The organism is Kitasatospora cinereorecta (genome assembly GCF_024172095.1).
Lineage (GTDB): Bacteria > Actinomycetota > Actinomycetes > Streptomycetales > Streptomycetaceae > Kitasatospora > Kitasatospora cinereorecta.
On sequence record NZ_JAMZDX010000001.1, the window covers coordinates 657596 to 675914 of the forward strand.

General features: G+C 70.8%; 16 protein-coding genes and 1 riboswitch. Of the genes, 5 read left to right on the top strand and 11 right to left on the bottom strand.

Going from position 1 to position 18319, the window contains the following annotated elements; translation table 11 throughout:
• Window positions 1-155: 155 nt before the first annotated feature.
• A riboswitch (cobalamin riboswitch) is annotated at window positions 156-282 on the bottom strand.
• A gap of 93 nt (window positions 283-375) precedes the next feature.
• Window positions 376-870, bottom strand: a complete 495-nt coding sequence (locus FHR36_RS03055) for a GNAT family N-acetyltransferase (RefSeq protein ID WP_253793519.1) — start codon at window positions 868-870, stop codon at window positions 376-378.
• Window positions 871-1139: 269 nt separating this feature from the next.
• On the opposite strand from FHR36_RS03055, the gene FHR36_RS03060 reads away from it, so the two are divergent.
• Window positions 1140-2087 (top strand): helix-turn-helix domain-containing protein, encoded by a 948-nt coding sequence (locus tag FHR36_RS03060; protein ID WP_253793521.1) that lies wholly within the window; start codon window positions 1140-1142, stop codon window positions 2085-2087.
• Window positions 2088-2153: 66 nt separating this feature from the next.
• On the opposite strand, the gene FHR36_RS03065 is transcribed toward FHR36_RS03060, so the two are convergent.
• From FHR36_RS03065 to FHR36_RS03100, 8 genes are all read right to left on the bottom strand, one after another.
• Window positions 2154-2897, bottom strand: a complete 744-nt coding sequence (locus FHR36_RS03065; RefSeq protein ID WP_253793523.1) for a histidine phosphatase family protein — start codon at window positions 2895-2897, stop codon at window positions 2154-2156.
• A 186-nt stretch (window positions 2898-3083) separates the two neighbouring features.
• Complete coding sequence (gene mctP, locus FHR36_RS03070) at window positions 3084-4691, bottom strand: monocarboxylate uptake permease MctP (protein ID WP_253793524.1); 1608 nt, start codon at window positions 4689-4691, stop codon at window positions 3084-3086.
• Entirely contained in the window at window positions 4688-4960 is a 273-nt protein-coding gene (locus FHR36_RS03075) for a DUF3311 domain-containing protein (protein WP_253793525.1), read from the bottom strand. The genes mctP and FHR36_RS03075 overlap by 4 nt, the downstream gene beginning before the upstream one ends.
• 171 nt (window positions 4961-5131) lie before the next feature.
• Complete coding sequence (locus FHR36_RS03080) at window positions 5132-5920, bottom strand: GntR family transcriptional regulator (protein ID WP_253793526.1); 789 nt, start codon at window positions 5918-5920, stop codon at window positions 5132-5134.
• A gap of 114 nt (window positions 5921-6034) precedes the next feature.
• Complete coding sequence (locus FHR36_RS03085; RefSeq protein WP_253793527.1) at window positions 6035-7615, bottom strand: glycoside hydrolase family 3 protein; 1581 nt, start codon at window positions 7613-7615, stop codon at window positions 6035-6037.
• 59 nt (window positions 7616-7674) lie between these two features.
• Window positions 7675-8559, bottom strand: coding sequence for a carbohydrate ABC transporter permease (locus FHR36_RS03090; protein ID WP_253793528.1), 885 nt, complete (start codon window positions 8557-8559; stop codon window positions 7675-7677).
• The gene (locus FHR36_RS03095; protein ID WP_253793529.1) at window positions 8556-9545 is read right to left on the bottom strand and encodes a carbohydrate ABC transporter permease; all 990 of its coding nucleotides are present in this window, start codon (window positions 9543-9545) and stop codon (window positions 8556-8558) included. Before FHR36_RS03095 ends, FHR36_RS03090 begins: the two co-directional genes overlap by 4 nt.
• Window positions 9546-9647: 102 nt before the next feature.
• Complete coding sequence (locus tag FHR36_RS03100; RefSeq protein ID WP_253793530.1) at window positions 9648-10961, bottom strand: extracellular solute-binding protein; 1314 nt, start codon at window positions 10959-10961, stop codon at window positions 9648-9650.
• A 462-nt stretch (window positions 10962-11423) separates the two neighbouring features.
• Between FHR36_RS03100 and FHR36_RS03105 the strand changes: the two genes are divergently transcribed.
• The 3 genes from FHR36_RS03105 (at window position 11424) to FHR36_RS03115 (ending at window position 15912) form a co-directional block, all read left to right on the top strand.
• Window positions 11424-12728, top strand: a complete 1305-nt coding sequence (locus FHR36_RS03105) for a type 2 periplasmic-binding domain-containing protein (RefSeq protein WP_253793531.1) — start codon at window positions 11424-11426, stop codon at window positions 12726-12728.
• A 178-nt stretch (window positions 12729-12906) separates the two neighbouring features.
• Window positions 12907-13965: an SIS domain-containing protein gene (locus FHR36_RS03110; protein ID WP_253793533.1), complete on the top strand. Its 1059-nt coding sequence runs from the start codon at window positions 12907-12909 to the stop codon at window positions 13963-13965.
• A gap of 426 nt (window positions 13966-14391) precedes the next feature.
• On the top strand, window positions 14392-15912 hold the full coding sequence (locus FHR36_RS03115) for a sensor histidine kinase (RefSeq protein ID WP_253793535.1): 1521 nt from the start codon (window positions 14392-14394) through the stop codon (window positions 15910-15912).
• 328 nt (window positions 15913-16240) lie between these two features.
• Here FHR36_RS03115 and FHR36_RS03120 read toward each other — a convergent pair whose 3' ends face one another.
• Both FHR36_RS03120 and FHR36_RS03125 read right to left on the bottom strand, forming a co-directional pair.
• Window positions 16241-16492: a WhiB family transcriptional regulator gene (locus FHR36_RS03120; protein ID WP_014138019.1), complete on the bottom strand. Its 252-nt coding sequence runs from the start codon at window positions 16490-16492 to the stop codon at window positions 16241-16243.
• Window positions 16493-16859: 367 nt separating this feature from the next.
• Window positions 16860-17831: a diacylglycerol/lipid kinase family protein gene (locus FHR36_RS03125; RefSeq protein WP_253793537.1), complete on the bottom strand. Its 972-nt coding sequence runs from the start codon at window positions 17829-17831 to the stop codon at window positions 16860-16862.
• 51 nt (window positions 17832-17882) lie between these two features.
• Between FHR36_RS03125 and FHR36_RS03130 the strand changes: the two genes are divergently transcribed.
• Window positions 17883-18287 (top strand): hypothetical protein, encoded by a 405-nt coding sequence (locus tag FHR36_RS03130; protein WP_253793539.1) that lies wholly within the window; start codon window positions 17883-17885, stop codon window positions 18285-18287.
• The last annotated feature ends 32 nt before the right edge of the window (window positions 18288-18319 follow it).

Genomic DNA, 18319 nt, shown 5'->3' on the forward strand with positions numbered 1-18319 from the left:
CTCTCTCCTGTGGCGGCGGCGGACGCGGTCTGTCCGGACGCGCACGAGGCAGGGGAGGAGGGCACGCCGAAACGAATTCAGGCGCGCGATGACCCACCCCCGGCCCGCCCGCGAGGCCCGGACGGCAAAGCGGTGCCCTGGCATCTGCGGGGAAGCCGCGGGGCACACCGTCGGCAGGTCCTCGGACTGTGCGGGCGTGTGGCGGCCCGCTCACCGTTGCGGGGCAGTCCCGGACTCGCACCGGGTTCCCCTGCGTTCGACAGCGAGAGTGAGCATACATGTAGTGGCGGCTCTCGCTGGAAGCCCCACATGTAGTGCCGCGTGTCGTGTCCGACCGAACGCGGGGAGCCACCGGGCCAGGCGCCGCAGCGGGGCTCAGAAGGTGATCGTGTACACCAGGAGGTCGATTCCGGGGCGCGGCTCCCAGTCCCGGGCGGGGTCGCGGACGAAGCCCAGGCGCTCGTAGACGCGGTGCGCGGCGGTCATCCGCGGGCGGGTGGAGAAGGCCATCCCGGTCAGGCCGAGCTCGCGGCTGCGGTCCATCGTCGCCCGCACCAGGGCCTCGCCGACCCCGCGGCCGCGGGCCGCCGCCCCGACCGCGAGCATCCGGATCTCGCCCTCGTGCGGGGCGGCGATGTCGGCCCACTCGGTGCCGCCGGCGGCGAAGGTGACGCAGCCGAGCACGGCCCCGTCGGCCGGGTCGACGGCGACGAGGAGTTCGGCCTCCTCGTTGCGGCGGCGGGTGTCCCGCAGGAGCGTCACGTAGTCGCCGTCCGCCGGGGTGTGGCCGTCGCCGACGAACGCCTCGACGGTGACGGCGCCGGCTGCGGCGAGGTCTTCTTCACGGGCTCGGCGGATGACGGTGTCCATGCGGACAGTCTGCCCGAGCCGTCGGACCTGCGGTCCGGGAGGGCGGGGTCGGTGGGGTAGCCGCCGGGGCGGTGCCAGTTGTCGCGGCCGTGCCGGCCGGTGCGCTCCAGGTCGCGGCCGACCAGGAACCCGATCGCGCCGAGACCGCCGATGATGCCGAGGAGAACCAGTGCGTCCGTCATGGCTCCACTCTCGCCGGGGCGGACCGGGGCGACGAGTGGCAGGAATGCCCACTTGCCGCGAAATCCTGCCACCGGCATGCTGTCCCCATGCTGAGCAACGTGGTCGCGATCGTGCTGGAGGACATCCACCCCTTCGAACTCGGGGTCGCCTGCGAGGTCTTCGGCCTCAACCGGAGCGAGGAGGGGCTGCCGGTGTACGAGTTCGCGCTGGCCGGCGACCGCCCCGGGCCGATGCGCAGCCACGCCGGGTTCACCGTGGACGTGCCGTACGGGCCGGAGCGGATCGCCGAGGCTGACCTGGTGATCGCCACCGCCACCGGCCTGCGCGACCGCTACCCCGAGGAGCTGTGCGAGGCACTGCGGGCGGCGTGCCGGCGCGGCGCGCACGTGCTGTCGATCTGTAGCGGCAGCTTCCTGCTGGGGGCCGCCGGGCTGCTGGACGGGCGGCGCTCCACCACCCACTGGAAGTACGTGGACGAGATGGCCCGGCGCTTCCCGCTGACCACCGTGGAGCCGGACGTGCTCTACGTGGACGACGACCCGGTGATCACCTCCGCCGGCACCGCGGCCGGCATCGACGCCTGCCTGCACCTGGTCCGCAAGGTGCAGGGCGCCGAGGTGGCCCGGGGCATCGCCCGCCGGATGGTGGTCGCCCCGCACCGGGAGGGCGGGCAGGCCCAGTTCATCAACCGGCCGCTGCCGGAGGCGGACGGCGAGTCGCTGGGCGGCGTGCTGGAGTGGATGCGGCGCAACCTCGCCGAGGAGACCACCGTCGAGCGGCTCGCCGCGCTGGCGCACATGTCGCCGCGCACCTTCGCCCGCCGCTTCCAGCAGGAGACCGGCACCACCCCGCACCGCTGGCTCACCGGGCAGCGCCTGCTGCACGCCCAGCGGCTGCTGGAGAGCACCGACGAGCCCATCGACGCGGTGGCCGCCCGCTGCGGCTTCGGCAACGCGGCCACGCTGCGCCACCACTTCGGGCAGCGCCTGGGCACCACGCCGCAGGCCTACCGCCGGGCCTTCGCCGGCGTCTGAGCGCCGCACCGCGGCGACGTGCCGGGGCGTCGTGTCCAGACGGCCCCGGGCGGCCCCCGGCAGCGGTCAGGCGAGGTGGCCGGTGGCGTTCCAGCCGTCGGCGCGCAGCCGGCCGTCCCGGGCCCGCCAGAGGCTGGTCGAGCAGTTGGCGACCGGGTCCAGGGCGAGCAGCTCGCTCTCGCTGAGCCGGTCGAGGATGTGCCGCAGCATCAGCACGGTGCAGTCGTGGGCGACCAGCAGCACCGGCCGGCCGGCCTCCTCCTCGGCGAGGTCCCGCAGCAGGCTGCGCACCCGCAGCGCCACGTCCAGCGGGGACTCCCCGCCGGGCGGGCGGTAGTAGAGCTCGCCCATCTTGCGCCGACGGGCCGCCTCGGCGGGGTGCTCCTTCTCGATGGCGGCCTTGGTGAGCATCTCCAGCACGCCGAGTTCCCGGTCCCGCAGCCGCTCGTCGTAGCGGACCTGGAGGCCGACCGGGACGGCGCCGAGCCCGGAGGCCTGGGCGATGGCGATCCGGGCGGTCTCGGCGGTGCGCACGTACGGGGAGCACCAGAGGGAGCGCGGCCGGTCGGCCAGCGGCAGCTCGGCCCACCAGCGGCCGAGCGCCTGGGCCTGGGCCTGGCCGTGCATGGAGAGCGGGATGTCGGCGTCGCGGGTGGTGATCGGGACGGTCAGGGCGCCGCCGGCGTCGGCGTGCCGGAACTCGACGTTGGCCACCGACTCCCCGTGCCGGGTGGCGATCAGGACGGACGGCAGTCTGCTGCCGCCGAGGTGTGTGCGGTGCCCGTTCCGTGCGGTGGTGATGTCTGCCATGGCCGCGGCTCCCCGTTGTCGCTGGTGTTGGACGGTGACGGTGGACGGCCCGCCATCAGCACATCATGTCTCCGTACAAATGATCGCGCCGTCACACCAGTGTTGACCGGAGTGACGGCGCGATCACAGGGCGCACGGGGCCGTTCTGTACGCCCCTCGCGACCCGGTGCGCTTCCGCGCGATTGCTCAGTGCGCCGCCGCGGGCTGCGGGGCGTCCTCCACCGCCCGGTCGCCGGCGTCGGCGGTGTAGTCGGCCCGGTCGGTCTCGTCCACGCCCTCGGGGGCCTTGGCGGCCTTCAGGACCAGCGTCAGCACCACGGCCACCGCCAGGTTGAGCACGAAGGCGGTCAGACCGATGTAGCCGATCTGCCCGATCACCGGGATCTCCGCCGAGTTGCCGCCGAAGTGCTTGGTGGCCGCCGAGGAGATCCCGTACGCCTTCCAGGTGCCGTACGCCATGCCGACCGCCCAGCCGGCCAGCAGCGCCCAGCGGTGGAACCAGCGGGTGAACAGGCCCGCCACGATGGAGACCGCCGTCTGCAGGATCCACAGGCCGCCCAGCAGCTGCAGGTTGATCGCGAACTGCTTGTCCATCAGCAGCACGAAGACCAGCGCGCCGACCTTCACCAGCAGCGAGGCGACCTTGGCCACCTTGGTCTCGTCCGCCGGGGTGGCGGCCGGGTTCACGAACTCCTTGTAGACGTTGCGGGTGAACAGGTTGGCCGCCGCGATCGACATGATCGCGGCCGGCACCAGGGCGCCGATGCCGATCGCCGCGAAGGCCACGCCGGTGAACCAGTCCGGGAACATGTCCTCGAACAGCTGCGGCACCGCCAGCTGGTTGTTGTAGCCCTTGATGCCCTTGCCCACGCCCGCCGCGATGGCCATGAAGCCCAGCAGTGCCAGCAGGCCCAGCATCAGCGAGTACGCCGGCATGATCGCCATGTTGCGGCGCACCGTGTTGCGCGACTTCGAGGCCAGCACGCCGGTCACCGAGTGCGGGTACATGAACAGCGCCAGCGCCGAGCCCAGGGCCAGCGTGGCGTACGTCCACTGCGCCTTCGGGCCGACGATCAGCGAGCCCTTGGACCCGGGGGCGCTGAACTTCTGCGCCGCCGAGTCGAAGACGTGCGCGTACCCGCCGAGCCGCATCGGGATGTAGATCACCGCGACGATGATCACGATGTAGACCAGGGTGTCCTTGACGAACGCGATCAGCGCCGGCGCCCGCAGGCCCGAGGAGTAGGTGTAGGCCGCCAGCACGCCGAAGGCCAGGAACAGCGGCAGGTCCTTCATGAACCAGTTGCCGCTGCCGCCCACGCCCAGCACGTCCAGCACCGCCTGGATGCCCACCAGCTGCAGCGCGATGTACGGCATGGTCGCCAGGATGCCGGTCAGCGCCACCGCCAGCGACAGCCCGCGCGAGCCGTACCGGCCGCGCACGAAGTCCGCCGGGGTGACGTACCCGTGCACCCGGGAGACCGACCACAGCCGCGGCAGGAACAGGAACACCAGCGGGTAGGCGATGATCGTGTACGGCACCGCGAAGAAGCCGCCGGCGCCGGTGGCGTAGATCGCGGCCGGCACCGCGATGAAGGTGTACGCGGTGTAGAGGTCGCCGCCCAGCAGGAACCAGGTGATCCAGGTGCCGAAGCTGCGGCCGCCCAGGCCCCACTCGTCCAGGTGCAGGGCGTTGTCCGCCCGGCGCCAGCGCGAGGCCAGGAAGCCCATCACCGACACCACGGCGAAGAACAGCAGGAAGACGGTCAGGGCGACCCAGTTGACGTCCTTCACTCCTGCTCACCGCCCTTCGGGGCGGCCGGACGGGCGGCCCGGCGGGCCTTCTCGTCCCGGTTGATCAGCAGGTACGCGCCGACGGTGAACACGGCCGAGACCGGCACCCAGGCCAGCTGGTACCAGTAGAAGAACGGCATTCCGCCGAGCCCCGGGTCCGCCTTGGCGTACGACGAGACCCAGAGCATCGCGACGATCGGCACGGCCAGGCACAGCCCGGCCAGCACCCGTTCGGGGGTCACCACGGGAAGTGGCGTTTGTGACGACATGTATGCGGCTCCGGCTGAAGAGGCTTCACCTCGTCGGCGCCGCAGCGCACATGACTGTGCGCCCGCCGAGCAGCACCCGTGGTGATCGACAAGTCAGCCGGAATTTAGAGCACGAAGTGACCTCTGTCACTACATTCGACGGAACTTCCCGGATATCGGACGCTTCCGTGTCTACTCGGGCCGCTTGAGCCGGGTGATGAACTTGTACCGGTCGCCGCGGTAGATCGAGCGCACCCACTCCACCGGGGCGCCCTCGGGGTCGAAGGAGTGCCGGGAGAGCTGCAGCATCGGCAGGCCCAGGTCCGAGCCGAGCAGCCCGGCCTCGCGCGGGTTGGCCAGGGTGGTCTCGATGGTCTCCTCGGCCTCGGCCACGGTCACCCCGTACACCTCGCGCAGCGCGGTGTAGAGCGAGTTGTGCTTGGCGAGGTTGCGCCGCAGCGCCGGGAAGCGCTTGGCGGACAGGTGGGCCACCTCGATCGCCATCGGGTCGCCGTTGGCCAGCCGCAGGCGCTCGATCCGCAGCACCCGGCCGCCGGGCTTGATGTCCAGCAGCGGGGCGAGCCGGTCGTCGGCGCTGATGTAGCCGATCTCGATCAGCCGGGAGGTCGGCTCCAGGCCCTGGGCCCGCATGTCCTCGGTGTACGAGGTGAGCTGCAGGGCCTGGGCGACCTTGGGCTTGGCGACGAAGGTGCCCTTGCCCTGGATGCGCTCCAGCCGGCCCTCGACCACCAGCTCCTGCAGCGCCTGCCGGACGGTGGTGCGCGAGGTGTCGAACTGGGCGGCCAGTGCGCGCTCCGGCGGCACCGGGGTGCCGGCCGGCTGGGTCTCGGTCAGCTGCAGCAGATGGCGCTTGAGCCCGTAGTACTTGGGCACACGGGCGGCCGCACCGGTGGCAGGGCCCGACTGGGTCGGCACCGTGGTGTTCTCGGCGAGGGCCGCCGAATCCCGTTCGCCACTCATGGCAGCTCTCACTCCTCGCTGGCAGTAGCCGTCATCGGCCCCTGGTCCCTATGTAACAGCACATGGTTGCATGCGCGGGCGCCCGGCGTGAGGCTCCCGCAGGCAAATCCGGTCTCAGCCGGCCTTGGCGGCCGCGACCGCGAGCCCGGCCAGCGCCTCGGCCGCCGCGATGCCGCAGACCCGCGACCCGCCGCGGGTGGCCAGCACGGTCACGCCCCGGTCGCCGAACACCTCGGCCACCCCGTGCGCGGTGCCCAGCTCGACCACCACCGCGTCCGGGCGGGCCCCGGTCAGGGCCAGGGCCGCGCGGCGCATCCACGGGTGCCGGTGGACGTCGCGGACCACCACCACCAGCGGGCGGCCGACCGCCGCGCCGAGCAGCGGCGCGGTGTCCACCTCGGCGCCGTCGGCGGCCACCGGGACGTGCAGCAGGCCGGAGCCCTCCATCCGGGTGGCGGGGGCGCCGACCCGGGTCAGCGTGGTCCCCGGGACCAGCTCGGCCAGCGGGGCGGCCACGCCCCACGGGGTCTCCTCGCCGACCGCGATGTTGGCGCCGGGGGAGAACTCCACCACGTGCGGGACGCCCTGCAGCGGGCGCAGCTCGCCGTGGATCCGCAGCGCCCGGCGGGCGGCGGTCAGGCCGATGCCGACCTCGCCGTGCCCGCCGATCCGGGCCTGCCGCACCGCGGCCGACCAGCGGGCGACGGCCCGGTTGCGCGCGGCCGCCTCGTGCAGCCGCTCGGCGGACAGCCGGCCCTCGCGGACCGCCCAGACCAGCGCGTCGCGCAGGTACAGGAAGGCGGCCTCGTCCTGCAGCCCGCCGCCGACGCAGATGGTGTCGGCGCCGGCGGCCACCGCCCGCACCGAGCCGGCCGCGACGCCGTGGGTGCCGGAGATGGCGCCCATCTCGATGCCGTCGGTGACGATCAGGCCCTGGAAGCCGAGCTCCTCGCGCAGCAGCCCGGTCAGGATCCGCCGGGACATGGTGGCGGGCAGCTCGGGGTCGTACGCCGGGAACAGGATGTGCGCCGTCATGATCGACTTGGCGCCGGCCGCGATGGCGGCCTTGAACGGCAGCAGGTGCTCGGCGAACTGCTCGACGGACAGGTCGATCCGGGGCAGGCCCAGGTGGGAGTCGCCGGCGGTGTCGCCGTGGCCGGGGAAGTGCTTGGCGCAGGCGGCCACGCCGGCCGACTGCAGGCCGCGGACGTAGGCGGCGGTGTGCCGGGCGGCGAGCTCGCCGTCACCGCCGAAGGAGCGGACGCCGATCACCGGGTTGTCCGGGTTGGAGTTGACGTCCGCGTCCGGCGCGTAGTTCAGGTTGACCCCGACGGTGGCCAGGTCGTAGCCGATGGAGCGGGCGACCCGCTCGGTGAGGTCGGTGTCGTCGACCTCGCCGAGCGCCAGGTTGCCCGGGTACGAGGAGCCGCTGGTCACCTCCAGCCGGGTGACGTCCCCGCCCTCCTCGTCGGTGGCGATCAGCAGCTCGGGGTTGAGCGCGTACAGCTCGGAGGTGAGCCGGGCGACCTGCTGGGGGGAGTGGATGTTGCGGCCGAAGAGGGCGACCCCGCCGAGCTCGCCCGAACCCAGTCTGCGGCGCAGCCAGTCGGGCGCGCTCAGGCCGGCGAAGCCGGGCTGCAGGACGGCGCCGGCGTCGTGGAGGAGGTCGACGCTTTCCGAACCGGGAATCGCCATGGGGGTTCCTTCCCTGGAGGGGGTGCTGGAGGTGTGCGGTGCAGGGGCGGGGAGAGGGATCAGCCCTTGACCGCACCGGCGGTGAGACCCGCCGACACCTTCTTCTGGAAGAGCACGAACATCAGGATGACCGGCAGCGACACCATCAGGGCGCCGGCCATCTGCGCGCCGTAGTCGGCGCCGCGGGTGGGGGTGGTGGCGTAGAAGGTGAGCCAGCCCATCGCGGTGCGCTGGCCGCCGGTGGACAGCAGCGTGTTGGCGACGATGAACTCGTTCCACGCCTGGATCCAGCAGTAGACGCCGGTGGTGATCAGGCCGGGCAGGGTGAGCGGCAGGATGACCCGGAAGAAGGCGCCCCACTGGGTGCAGCCGTCCACCATGGCCGCCTCGTCCAGCTCGGACGGGATGTTGACGATGAACGAGCGCAGCGTCCAGATCACGTACGGGACGGTGAAGACCAGGTAGGCCAGCATTACGCCGAACAGGGTGCCGGTCATGCCGGCGCCGTTCATCACCACGAACAGCGGGACGATGATCGCCAGCAGCGGCACCATCTGGACCACCAGCATGGTGACGATGAAGAAGCTGCGGCCGCGGAAGCTGAAGCGGGCGACCGCGACGGCGCCGAGGAAGCCGACGACCAGGCCGAGCACCACCGAGCCGAGCGTGATCAGCAGGGTGTTCTGCAGCGACGGCAGGAAGTCCTTGTCGTCGAAGATCGTCTGGAAGCTCTGGAACGAGAAGGAGCTGGGCCAGAACGTCGGGTCCTTGGAGATCAGGTCCTTGTTCGTCTTGAACGTTGTGATGATCATCCAGTAGATCGGGAAGGCCATCACCGCGGCGAAGCCGAGGCCGATGACGTTCCAGATCCAGGTCATCGTCCGGTTCTCACCGGTGGGGCGGACCGTGGCCCGGACCTTGGGGGCGGGGGCGGCGGTGGTCATCGGTCCTGGGCTCCGATCTTGAGCATCTGGCGGATGTAGAACACCAGCACCGCCAGCATGAGGACGATCATGGCGATCGAGATCACCGAGCTGTCGCTGTACTTGGAGGCGACGATGCCCTTCTCGTACAGGTAGGTGCCGATCGTCCAGTAGCCCGGCTCGGGCGAGGTGTTGCGCAGCGAGAAGACCTGCGCGAAGACCTGGAAGTCCCAGATGAAGCTGAGCGCGGCGCTGATCATCAGGAACGGCCGGATGACCGGGATCACCACGTGCCGGAAGGCCTGGAACGGGCTCGCGCCGTCCAGCCTGGCGGCCTCCATCAGCTCCTTGGGCACCTGGGTGAGCGCCGCGTTCAGGCCCAGCACCAGGAAGGGCAGGGCGCCCCAGATGATCACCGCGGCGGCGACCACGTAGAGGCCGATGGTCGGATTCGCGAACCAGTCGTAGTGCTTGACCGACTCGTTGCCGCTGACCAGGTAGGCGACGTAGTCGACCACGCCGCCGTTGGAGGCGAACAGCCAGCGGAAGATGGTGCCGGTGACCAGCGCGGGGATGGCCCAGACGAACATCATCACGGTGATCGCGGTGACCTTCACCCAGCCGGACACCCGGTTGAGCAGCAGCGCGAACAGCATGCCCAGGACCATGGAGAGGACGACCAGCTCCACCGTGAAGTACACGGAACGGAGCACGACCTCCCAGAACTGGCCGTCGCCGAACACCTTGGCGAACCCGTCGAAGCCGACGTACTTCGCCAGCGACGGGTTGACCAGGTACGCGTACCGGTTGACGTTCCGGAACGACAGGTCGAACAGGCTGTACAGCGGGTACGCCAGCACCGCCACCAGGGACAGGGCGGCGGGCAGCAGCAGCGCGTACGGGATGTAGTGGCCCGCGGCGAGGAACCCGCGCCGCTGCGGCTTCTCGACCGGGACGGGCCCGGATATCTCGGACCGGAGCACGGTCTCGTCGGTGGTCACACTCATCAGGGTCCTTCCCGGGCCCGCGGAACTGGTCGGTCCTGGCGCACGGGTGGGCAGTCCGCGTCGAGTCGCGAACTGCCCACCCCTCACATCAGATCGGCCGGATCAGCCGTTGAGGTCCTTCACCACGGTGTCCTGGACCTTCTTGAGCTCGGCGGCCGGGTCGCCACCGCCGGCGATCGCACCGAAGGCGTTCTTCAGCGCGGTCTCGTCGGCACCGGACCACATCGGCGAGTTCGGGATGAACCAGGTCGAGCCCTCGGCGGCGTCACCGGTCGCCTTGTTGGCCGGTGAGGCGGCCTTGTAGGCGGCGACCAGGTTCTTGGCGTTCGGGATCGCGAACTTGGCCAGCTCGGTCTGCTGCTTGGTGTTGGTGTAGATCTGCAGGAAGGTCGCGCCCAGGCCCGGGTTGGCGGCCTTGGCCGGCACGGCCAGGTCGGAACCGCCGAGGAAGGCCGGGGTGGTGGAGCCCGCGTCGGCGCCCGGGAGGGCGATGGTGGCGAGCTTGTCCTTCAGGCTCGGGTCGCCGGCCTTCGGGTCGATGACCGAGCCGAGCTCCCAGCCGGCGCCGACGATCGCGGCGATGTTGCCCTTGGCCATCAGGGCGTCCTGGGTGGCCTCGTCGGTGGTGGTGCCGCCGACCGAGAACTCCTTCTGCAGGTCGTTCCAGGTCTTGACGCCGTCGACGAACTTCGGGTCGGTCAGGGTGCCGGTCCACTTGTCGCCGTCCTTCTTGGCGACGATGCCCTTGACACCGAACGAGCCGGCGCCGAACGAGGCGGCGGTGTACCAGTTCTGGCCCGGCAGGTACAGGGCGGAGAAGCCCGGGACGGCCGCGTTGGCGGCCTTGACCTTGGCCAGGGCGTCCTTCAGCTCGGCCAGGGTCTTCGGGGCGTCCTTGACACCGGCGGCCTCGAAGAGGTCCTTGCGGTAGATCAGGACGCGGGCACCCGCGTAGTACGGCACGGCGTAGGTCTTGGAGCCGTCGGCCGACTGGCCGGAGGCGGCCAGCGAGTCCAGCCACTTGTCCGAGTTCTCGAACTGGCCCTTGACGCCGGTCAGGTCGACGAAGGAGCCGGCCTCGATGTACTTGGCGGTCTGGGTGTTGCCGAGCTCGATCGCGTCGGGGGCGTTGCCGGAGAGCAGCGCGGTGTCGAGCTTGGTGGTGTAGTTGGTCCAGGTCTGCCACTGGATGTCGACGTCGGCGCCGGTCTGCGCCTTGAACTCCGCCTTCGCGGCGTCGACCACGCCCGGCCAGCCCTTCTGGGCGTCGTCCATCAGCCAGACGGTGATCTTCTTGCCCTTGCCGTCCTTGCTCAGGGTCGCCTGCTTGGCGTCGCCGGAGGAGCCGGACGAGGAGCACGCCGAGGCGACGAGCACGGTGGCGACAGCGGCCACGGCTGCGATCTTGCGGTTCAAACCATCCTCCAGAGGGATGAGCAAGGTAGGGCACCGGGCTGCCGGGGCCGAGGCCGCGACGCTGCGTTGTGCCTGGGGAGAGTGTCACCGGATGGGGTGGAGTAGACCATTGGTTTAGACCAACGCCTGGAGATTGGCATGGACCAATGAGAGGCGTCAAGAGTCCGAAGAGCGTCTGCACAAGCCGTTATCAACGCTTGACTCGGCTGTAGTTGGACTGGACCAAGTGGGGTGGCGGATCCGCATTTGTCCGGGCGAACCGGACGAATCGACGGCTGCCTCAAGGCAGCCTTAAGCCAGCCTCAAGCGAGCGTCCTGACATGCCCCGGTCGGGGCCGACAACAGGTTGGCAACAAGAGCGCCGTGCGCCCCGGACGTGCGTTGACGGCACAAATGGTCTAGGCCAGGATCCGGGGACCTGGTCTGTACCACAGCGCAGACCCCGTACCCCCGGAGGAATGCGTGAAGCGTCAGGTCCTGGCCGCGCTCAGCACCGCTGTCCTGCTGGCCACCGCCGGCTGCGGTTCCGGCGGCTCCGCGGCCCAGGGGGCGCCCACCTCGGCGGACCCCAAGTCGATGACCGGCACCGTGACCGTGTGGCTGATGAACGAGGCACAGACCAGCTGGCCCGAGCTGGTCCAGCAGGTCAACGACGAGTTCGCCGCGAAGTACCCGAAGGTCCGGCTCAGACTCAGCTACCAGACGTGGGCCGACAAGACCACCGCTCTGGACGCCGCGCTCAAGGACGGCACCGCCCCGGACGTGGTCGAACTCGGCAACACCGAGACGATGAAGTACATCCTCAACGGCTCGCTCGCCCCGGTGGACCGGACCACCTTCGACAACTCCGACGCCTGGATCAAGGGCCTGGTCAACACCTGCAGCTACCAGGACAAGCTCTTCTGCGTCCCCTACTACGCGGGCGCCCGGGTCGGCATCTACAACGCGCAGCTCTTCCAGGACGCCACCGGCTCCGCCGACTTCCCCAAGTCCGAGGACGAGCTGTTCGGCGCCCTCGACAAGGTGCAGGCCAGGAACAAGGGGACGGCCGGCTTCTCCCCCCTCTACCTGCCCGGCCCCTACTGGTACGCCGCGATGTCCTACGTCGCCGCGTACGACGGCGCCATCGCCCGCTTCGACTCCACCGGCCGCTGGCACGGCACCCTGCACGACCCCAAGTCCCAGCAGGGCATCCAGCACTTCGTCGACCTGGTGAAGAAGTACAACAAGGGCGACTGGAAGGTGAACGAGGCCAACCAGGCCGCCGTACTCGGCAAGCAGAAGACCGCGATGCTCTACGGCAACGGCTGGGAGATCGGCACCGCCACCGCCCCGGTCAGCGGCGACCCCAGGTTGAAGGACGTGCTCAAGGTGGTCGGCATGCCCGGCCCGAACGGCAAGCCGCTGCCCTCCTTCATCGGCGGCTCCGACCTCGCCGTCACCGCCAAGTCGCAGAGCGCCGCCCTGGCCGCCGACTGGATCCGGATGTTCACCAGCACCAAGTCCGAGCAGGTCCTGGCCGACAAGGACACCCTGCCCAACAACCTCACCCAGCTGGCACCGCTGCGGAACAAGCCGGCCACCGCCGCCGCCGCCAACGCCGTCCCGGACGCCTGGTTCACCCCGCTGGCCCCCGGCTGGAGCGCGGTCGAGAAGCAGAACGTCCTGGTGAACATGCTGGGCGACATCCTCAAGGGCAAGTCCGTGGACGAGGCGACCAAGGACGCCGACGCCGCGATCGACCAGCTGATCAACAACCCGTCCTGAGCCCGTCCCGCGTTCCGGCGGCCCGGCCGCGGTGCACCAGGGAGTGTGCTCCACGGCCCGGCCGCACGTAGGATCGGTCCAGACAACCCAGCAGCGAGTGTGCGGACTCGCCGCCGTAGGAGACCCCGTCGGGCAGCCGCCCGCCGGGGGAGAACCATTCCAACGGAGGCACATCCCGATGTCCGACCCGCAGACTGTTTCCGTCCCCGGAAGGATCATGGCGGCGGAGATGGCCGAGCAGCCGGCCGTCCTGCAGCGCATCCTCGACGAGGGCGCCCCCAGGATCCGCGAGATCGCGGCCGAGATCGCCGCCCGCAACCCGCGCTTCGTACTGCTCACCGCGCGTGGCACCTCCGACAACGCGGCGCTGTACGCCAAGTACCTGATCGAGGTCCTGCTCGGGAAGCCGGCCGGCCTCACCTCGATGTCGACCACCACCGCGTACGGCGCCAAGCCCGACCTCCGCGACTGCCTGGTCATCACCGTCAGCCAGTCCGGCGGCTCGCCCGACCTGGTCGCCTCCACCAAGGCCGCCCGCGACGCCGGCGCGATCACCCTGGCCGTCACCAACAACGCCGGCTCCCCGCTGGCCGACGTCTCCGAGTACCACATCGACGTGCTCGCCGGCCCGGAGAAGGCGCTGCCCGCCACCAAGACCTACACCGCCGAGCTGCTCGCGCTGTACCTCCTCGTCGAGGGCCTGCGCGGCGGCGACGGTGCGGCCGCCAAGGACCTGCCGGAGCTCGCTGCCGGCGTGCTCGCCCGCCAGGGGGAGGTCAAGGCGCTCGCCGAGCGGTACCGCTTCGCCCAGCGCCTGGTCATCACCTCGCGCGGCTACGGCTACCCGACCGCCCGCGAGGCCGCGCTGAAGCTGATGGAGACCACCTACATCCCGGCCTCCCCGTTCTCCGGCGCCGACCTGCTGCACGGCCCGCTCGCCATGGTCGACAACGTCTCGCCGGTCATCGCGATCGTCCCGGACGGCAAGGGCGGCGAGGCGCTGCAGCCGGTGCTCGACCGCCTGCGCGGGCGGGGCGCCGACCTGGTCGTGGTCGGCCAGCAGGAGCAGGTGGACGCCGCGTCCGCCGGGTTCGCGCTGCCGGCCGGGGTGCCCGAGGAGGTGCAGCCGATCCTGGAGATCCTGCCGCTGCAGCTGCTCGCGTACGAGGTCACCATCGCCCGCGGGCAGGACCCGGACGCGCCGCGGGCGCTCGCCAAGGTCACCGAGACCCGGTAGGTACGGCACGACAAGGGGCGCGAGGAACTGCGCGACCGACCATCGCTCTACCTGAGTGCATGGCCGGGCGCGCAGTTCTCCCCCAGCCTTCGGCCGGGAGGTGCCCCCACGCGCCCCTCTGTGGTTGCCCTGCGCCCGAAAGGTTCCGGAAAACACTACGGGCCACGGCGCCGACACAGGACCCTCAACCTGTGCGGCACCGCAGCCCGGAGCTGTCGTCGGAGACCGTGGGCGGCCGAGAGTTGTGCGGGACTCTCGGCCGGCGGCCGCCGACCGGGGAGGCGCGCCGCGCGGTCAGGGCAGTTGGCGCGGGGGCGTCTCCTTGGTGCTTCTTCATTGTGGACTAGACCAATCCGGCTTGTCCAGGGGTCGCCGCCAATTGGTCTGGACAACATGTCCGCAGGTGATCGGCGTTACGCTCACGATGTGCCCTCGCTGAACGAACTCGTCCGCCGCCACACCACCCTCACCGGTGCCGATGTGGAGTGGCTGCATCTGCTGGTGTCGGAGTGGCAGCTCCTCTCCGACCTCTCCTTCGCCGACCTGGTGCTCTGGATCCCCACCTGGGACGGCATCCGCTACGTCTCGGTGGCCCAGATGCGGCCCAACACCGGACCCACCTCGTACCAGGACGACATGGTCGGCCACCTGGTGCCGCGCGGCCGCCGGCCGCTGCTGGACGCCGCGTACGACGAGGGGCGGATCGTCCGGGAGGGCGACCCGGAGTGGCGGGAGGAGGTGCCGGTCCGGGTCGAGTCGATCCCGGTCCGCCGCGAGGGCAAGGTGCTCGGCGTGATCGCCCGCAACACCAACCTGCTCACCGTGCGCACCCCCAGCCGGCTGGAGCTCACCTACCTGCAGAGCGCCTCCGACCTGGCCCAGATGATCGCCGCCGGCAGCTTCCCCTTCCCCGGGGCGGAGCAGGCCGACATGGACGCCGCCCCCCGGGTCGGCGACGGCCTGATCCGGCTGGACATCGAGGGCGTGGTCACCTACGCCAGCCCCAACGCGCTCTCCGCGTACCACCGGCTCGGCCTCACCACCGATCTGGTGGGCAGTCACCTCGGCCAGACCACGGCCGAGTTGGTGCCGCCGAGCCGCGCGGCGGTGCACGAGGCGCTGGTGAAGATGGCCAGCGGCTGGGCGCCGCGGCAGACCGAGGTGGAGGCCCAGGGCGGCGTGGTCACCCTGCGGACCATCCCGCTCAAGCCCAAGGGCACCCCGACCGGTTCACTCGTGCTCTGCCGCGACGTCACCGAGCTGCGCCGCCGCGACCGCGAGCTGATGACCAAGGACGCCACCATCCGGGAGATCCACCACCGGGTGAAGAACAACCTGCAGACGGTGGCCGCGCTGCTGCGCCTGCAGTCCCGCCGGATGGACTCCGACGCCGGGCGGGCGGCGCTGGACGAGGCGGTCCGCCGGGTCGGCTCGATCGCCATCGTGCACGAGACGCTCTCCCAGGGGCTGGACGAGGCGGTGGCGTTCGACGAGATCGCCGACCGGGTGCTCGCCATGGTGATGGAGCTCTCCCAGGACGGCCGGGTGGCCACCCGGCGCAGCGGCTCGTTCGGCATCCTCTCCGCCGAGGTGGCGACCCCGCTGGCGATGATCCTCACCGAAATTTTGCAGAACGCCCTGGAGCACGCGTTCGGTCCGACCGCGGCGGGCAACCTGGAGGTCAGTGCGCTGCGCGGGCGTGCCCCGGCCGGCGGCAAGGGCTGGTCGGACAGCTGGAGCGGCGGCGCCAGGCCGGAGGAGTACCTGCTGATCACCGTGCAGGACGACGGCCGCGGCATGCCGGAGGGCTTCGACCCGCAGCAGGCGGGCAACCTCGGGCTGCAGATCGTGCGCACCCTCGCCACCGGGGAACTGGGCGGCACCTTCGACATGGTGAACGCCCCGGGTGGCGGCACCAAGGTGGTGCTGGAGATCCCGGTGAAGTGAGCCGGGCGGCCGCCCGTGGCGGCCGGAGAGCAAAACGAGGCCCTGTCGACCGGGGGGGGTGGGTCGACAGGGCCTCTCAACCCGGTCCGGCCGTCGGGGGGAGTCGGCCGGAACGGGGGCTCTGGGTGGCGCGACGCCCGCCACGTGTGTGTTGCACACGGTGAGCGCCTCAGGTCCACAGTATTGCTCTAAGTGAGCAGTATCAAGTGTCTGGGGCCGCTCGCGTCGTGGAACCTCGCCGGAGCGGGGGCCCATTCGTCGGAAGGCTCGGCCGGCCATCGCGGCCAAGCCTTTGATCGTGGCTTGATCAGAAGGGCCTGACGGAGCGTCAGGCGGTGCGGGCGCGGTTGCGGGCGGCGCGGCGCTTCATCGCACGACGCTCGTCCTCGCTCATGCCGCCCCAGACGCCGGCGTCCTGGCCGGTCTCGAGCGCCCACTGCAGGCACTGCTCCATGACGGGGCAGCGGCGGCACACGGCCTTGGCTTCCTCGATCTGCAGCAGAGCAGGGCCGGTGTTCCCGATCGGGAAGAACAGCTCCGGGTCCTCTTCGCGGCAGACAGCGCGGTGGCGCCAGTCCATGGTCGTCCAACTCCTCCGGTCGACGGGCGGTGACCCGGCGACACACTCGATGGCTTGTGAATGTGAACGCTTTCACGAATCCCGCAACAGCAAAAGGGACCAAAGGCCCATCGGGCCCGGGAGGTCTGTGCTGAGGGGGGTTCCGGCTATCAAGGGATCCTGCCGCTGCCACGCCCCTGGGGGCTGTGTGTTGCTCTCGCTGCGGCCTGTCCCGATCGCCATGTAGAGGTTCGCAAACCTCGGACGCGGATACAACCCCCTTCGGCAAGAAATTTTTGATTCTTCGGTGTCGCCTACCTCACAGGCGGTACTTCTATGGGGTGAAGGGGCTAGCGCGTTCGAGAAGAAGGGCGGGACCCCCTTCTGGTCACACAATCACACGCAGTGCCCGCCGAACGCCTGTGAAACTGACCCGACTCCTGTCTCCAAGGTGGTCCCCGTCCACCTGAAACGGGGCCGGTTCCTGTGAAACCAAGGTGAAGTGCCGGACGTCGTGATAGGAGACGACGTGTTTACCGGTCGGTCCGGGGGTGCTCGAACCGTCCTCCACCGGAGGGTTCGGACGCAGAATCTGACGGACCGTTCGAGCCGTGCCGAACGCCGTCATTCGAGTGATGCCGAAGAGATCGAGATCGGTGTCGAAGGAAGCGGAGGGCGAAGGGAACACCGGGCGGTTGCCCAGAAAAGTCCACGGCGAGGTGTTGGAGACTATGGCCATCACCATCCCCGGCACCGAGTCCTCGCCGTTCATCTCCAGGGTGATCGGGCCGGACCGGCGGTGCTCACGCTCCGTGACGTAGTGCCGGAGCGCCTCGCGCACGTACAGCGCGTGCGTCGACCTGCGCCCCGACCGGCGCTGCTCCTCCACCCGGCCCACCACGCCGGCGTCGAACCCCAGACCCGCGGTGAACGTGAACCAGCGGTCCGGCAGCCCCTCCGTCATCGCCTTGCCCAGGCCGATCGCGCGCTCCCGGTGCTGCTCCAGCGCGTCCAGCAGCACCCCGGTGGCCTCCACCGGATGATTGGGCAGGCCCAGCGCCCGGGCGAACACATTGGTCGACCCGCCCGGCACCACCGCGAGCCGCGGCACCCGCTCGTTCGGGCCGTGCGCGAGCAGCCCGTTGACGACCTCGTTGACGGTCCCGTCGCCGCCCAGCGCCACCACCAGGTCCACCTGCCCGTCCTCGGACGCCTGACGGGCCAGGTCCCCGGCGTGCCCGCGGTACTCCGTGTGGACCACGTCCAGCTTCAGATCGCTGCGCAGGGCATGGGTGAGCACGTCCCGGGTCCGGCCGCTGGTGGTGGTGGCCTTCGGGTTCACGACCAGGAGTGCGCGCATGCCGATCAGCCTACGGGTCGGTACCTCAGGGGCGACCGTTACCCTGCTGGAGTGACCGCAGAATCCACCACCCCCGCTGCCACCCGGCCCACCCCGCTGCTCGCCGGCGCGGCGATCACCGCACTGGAGGGCGCCGCCCTCGCGGGCTGGGGCCTCTACGACCTGGTGGCGGGCCTGTTCGGCGACTCCGCCGCGCTCGGCCGCTCCGAGATGGGCGGCGGCGTGCTGCTCCTGATGGGTCTCCTCCCCCTGTTGGCGGGGCGCGCCCTGCTCAAGGCGCGCCGCTGGGGGCGCACGCCGGCGCTGCTGACCAACTCGATCTGCCTCCCCGTCGCCTACTACATGTGGCAGGCCGGGGGCGTGGCCGCCGGCGCGGGCGTCGTGGTCGCGCTCCTCGGTGTCGCCGGGATCGTCACGCTGCTCAACCCGAAGGTCACCACCCTGCTGTACGGGTAACAACAGGGGCGCGTGGGGGTACCTCCCGGCCG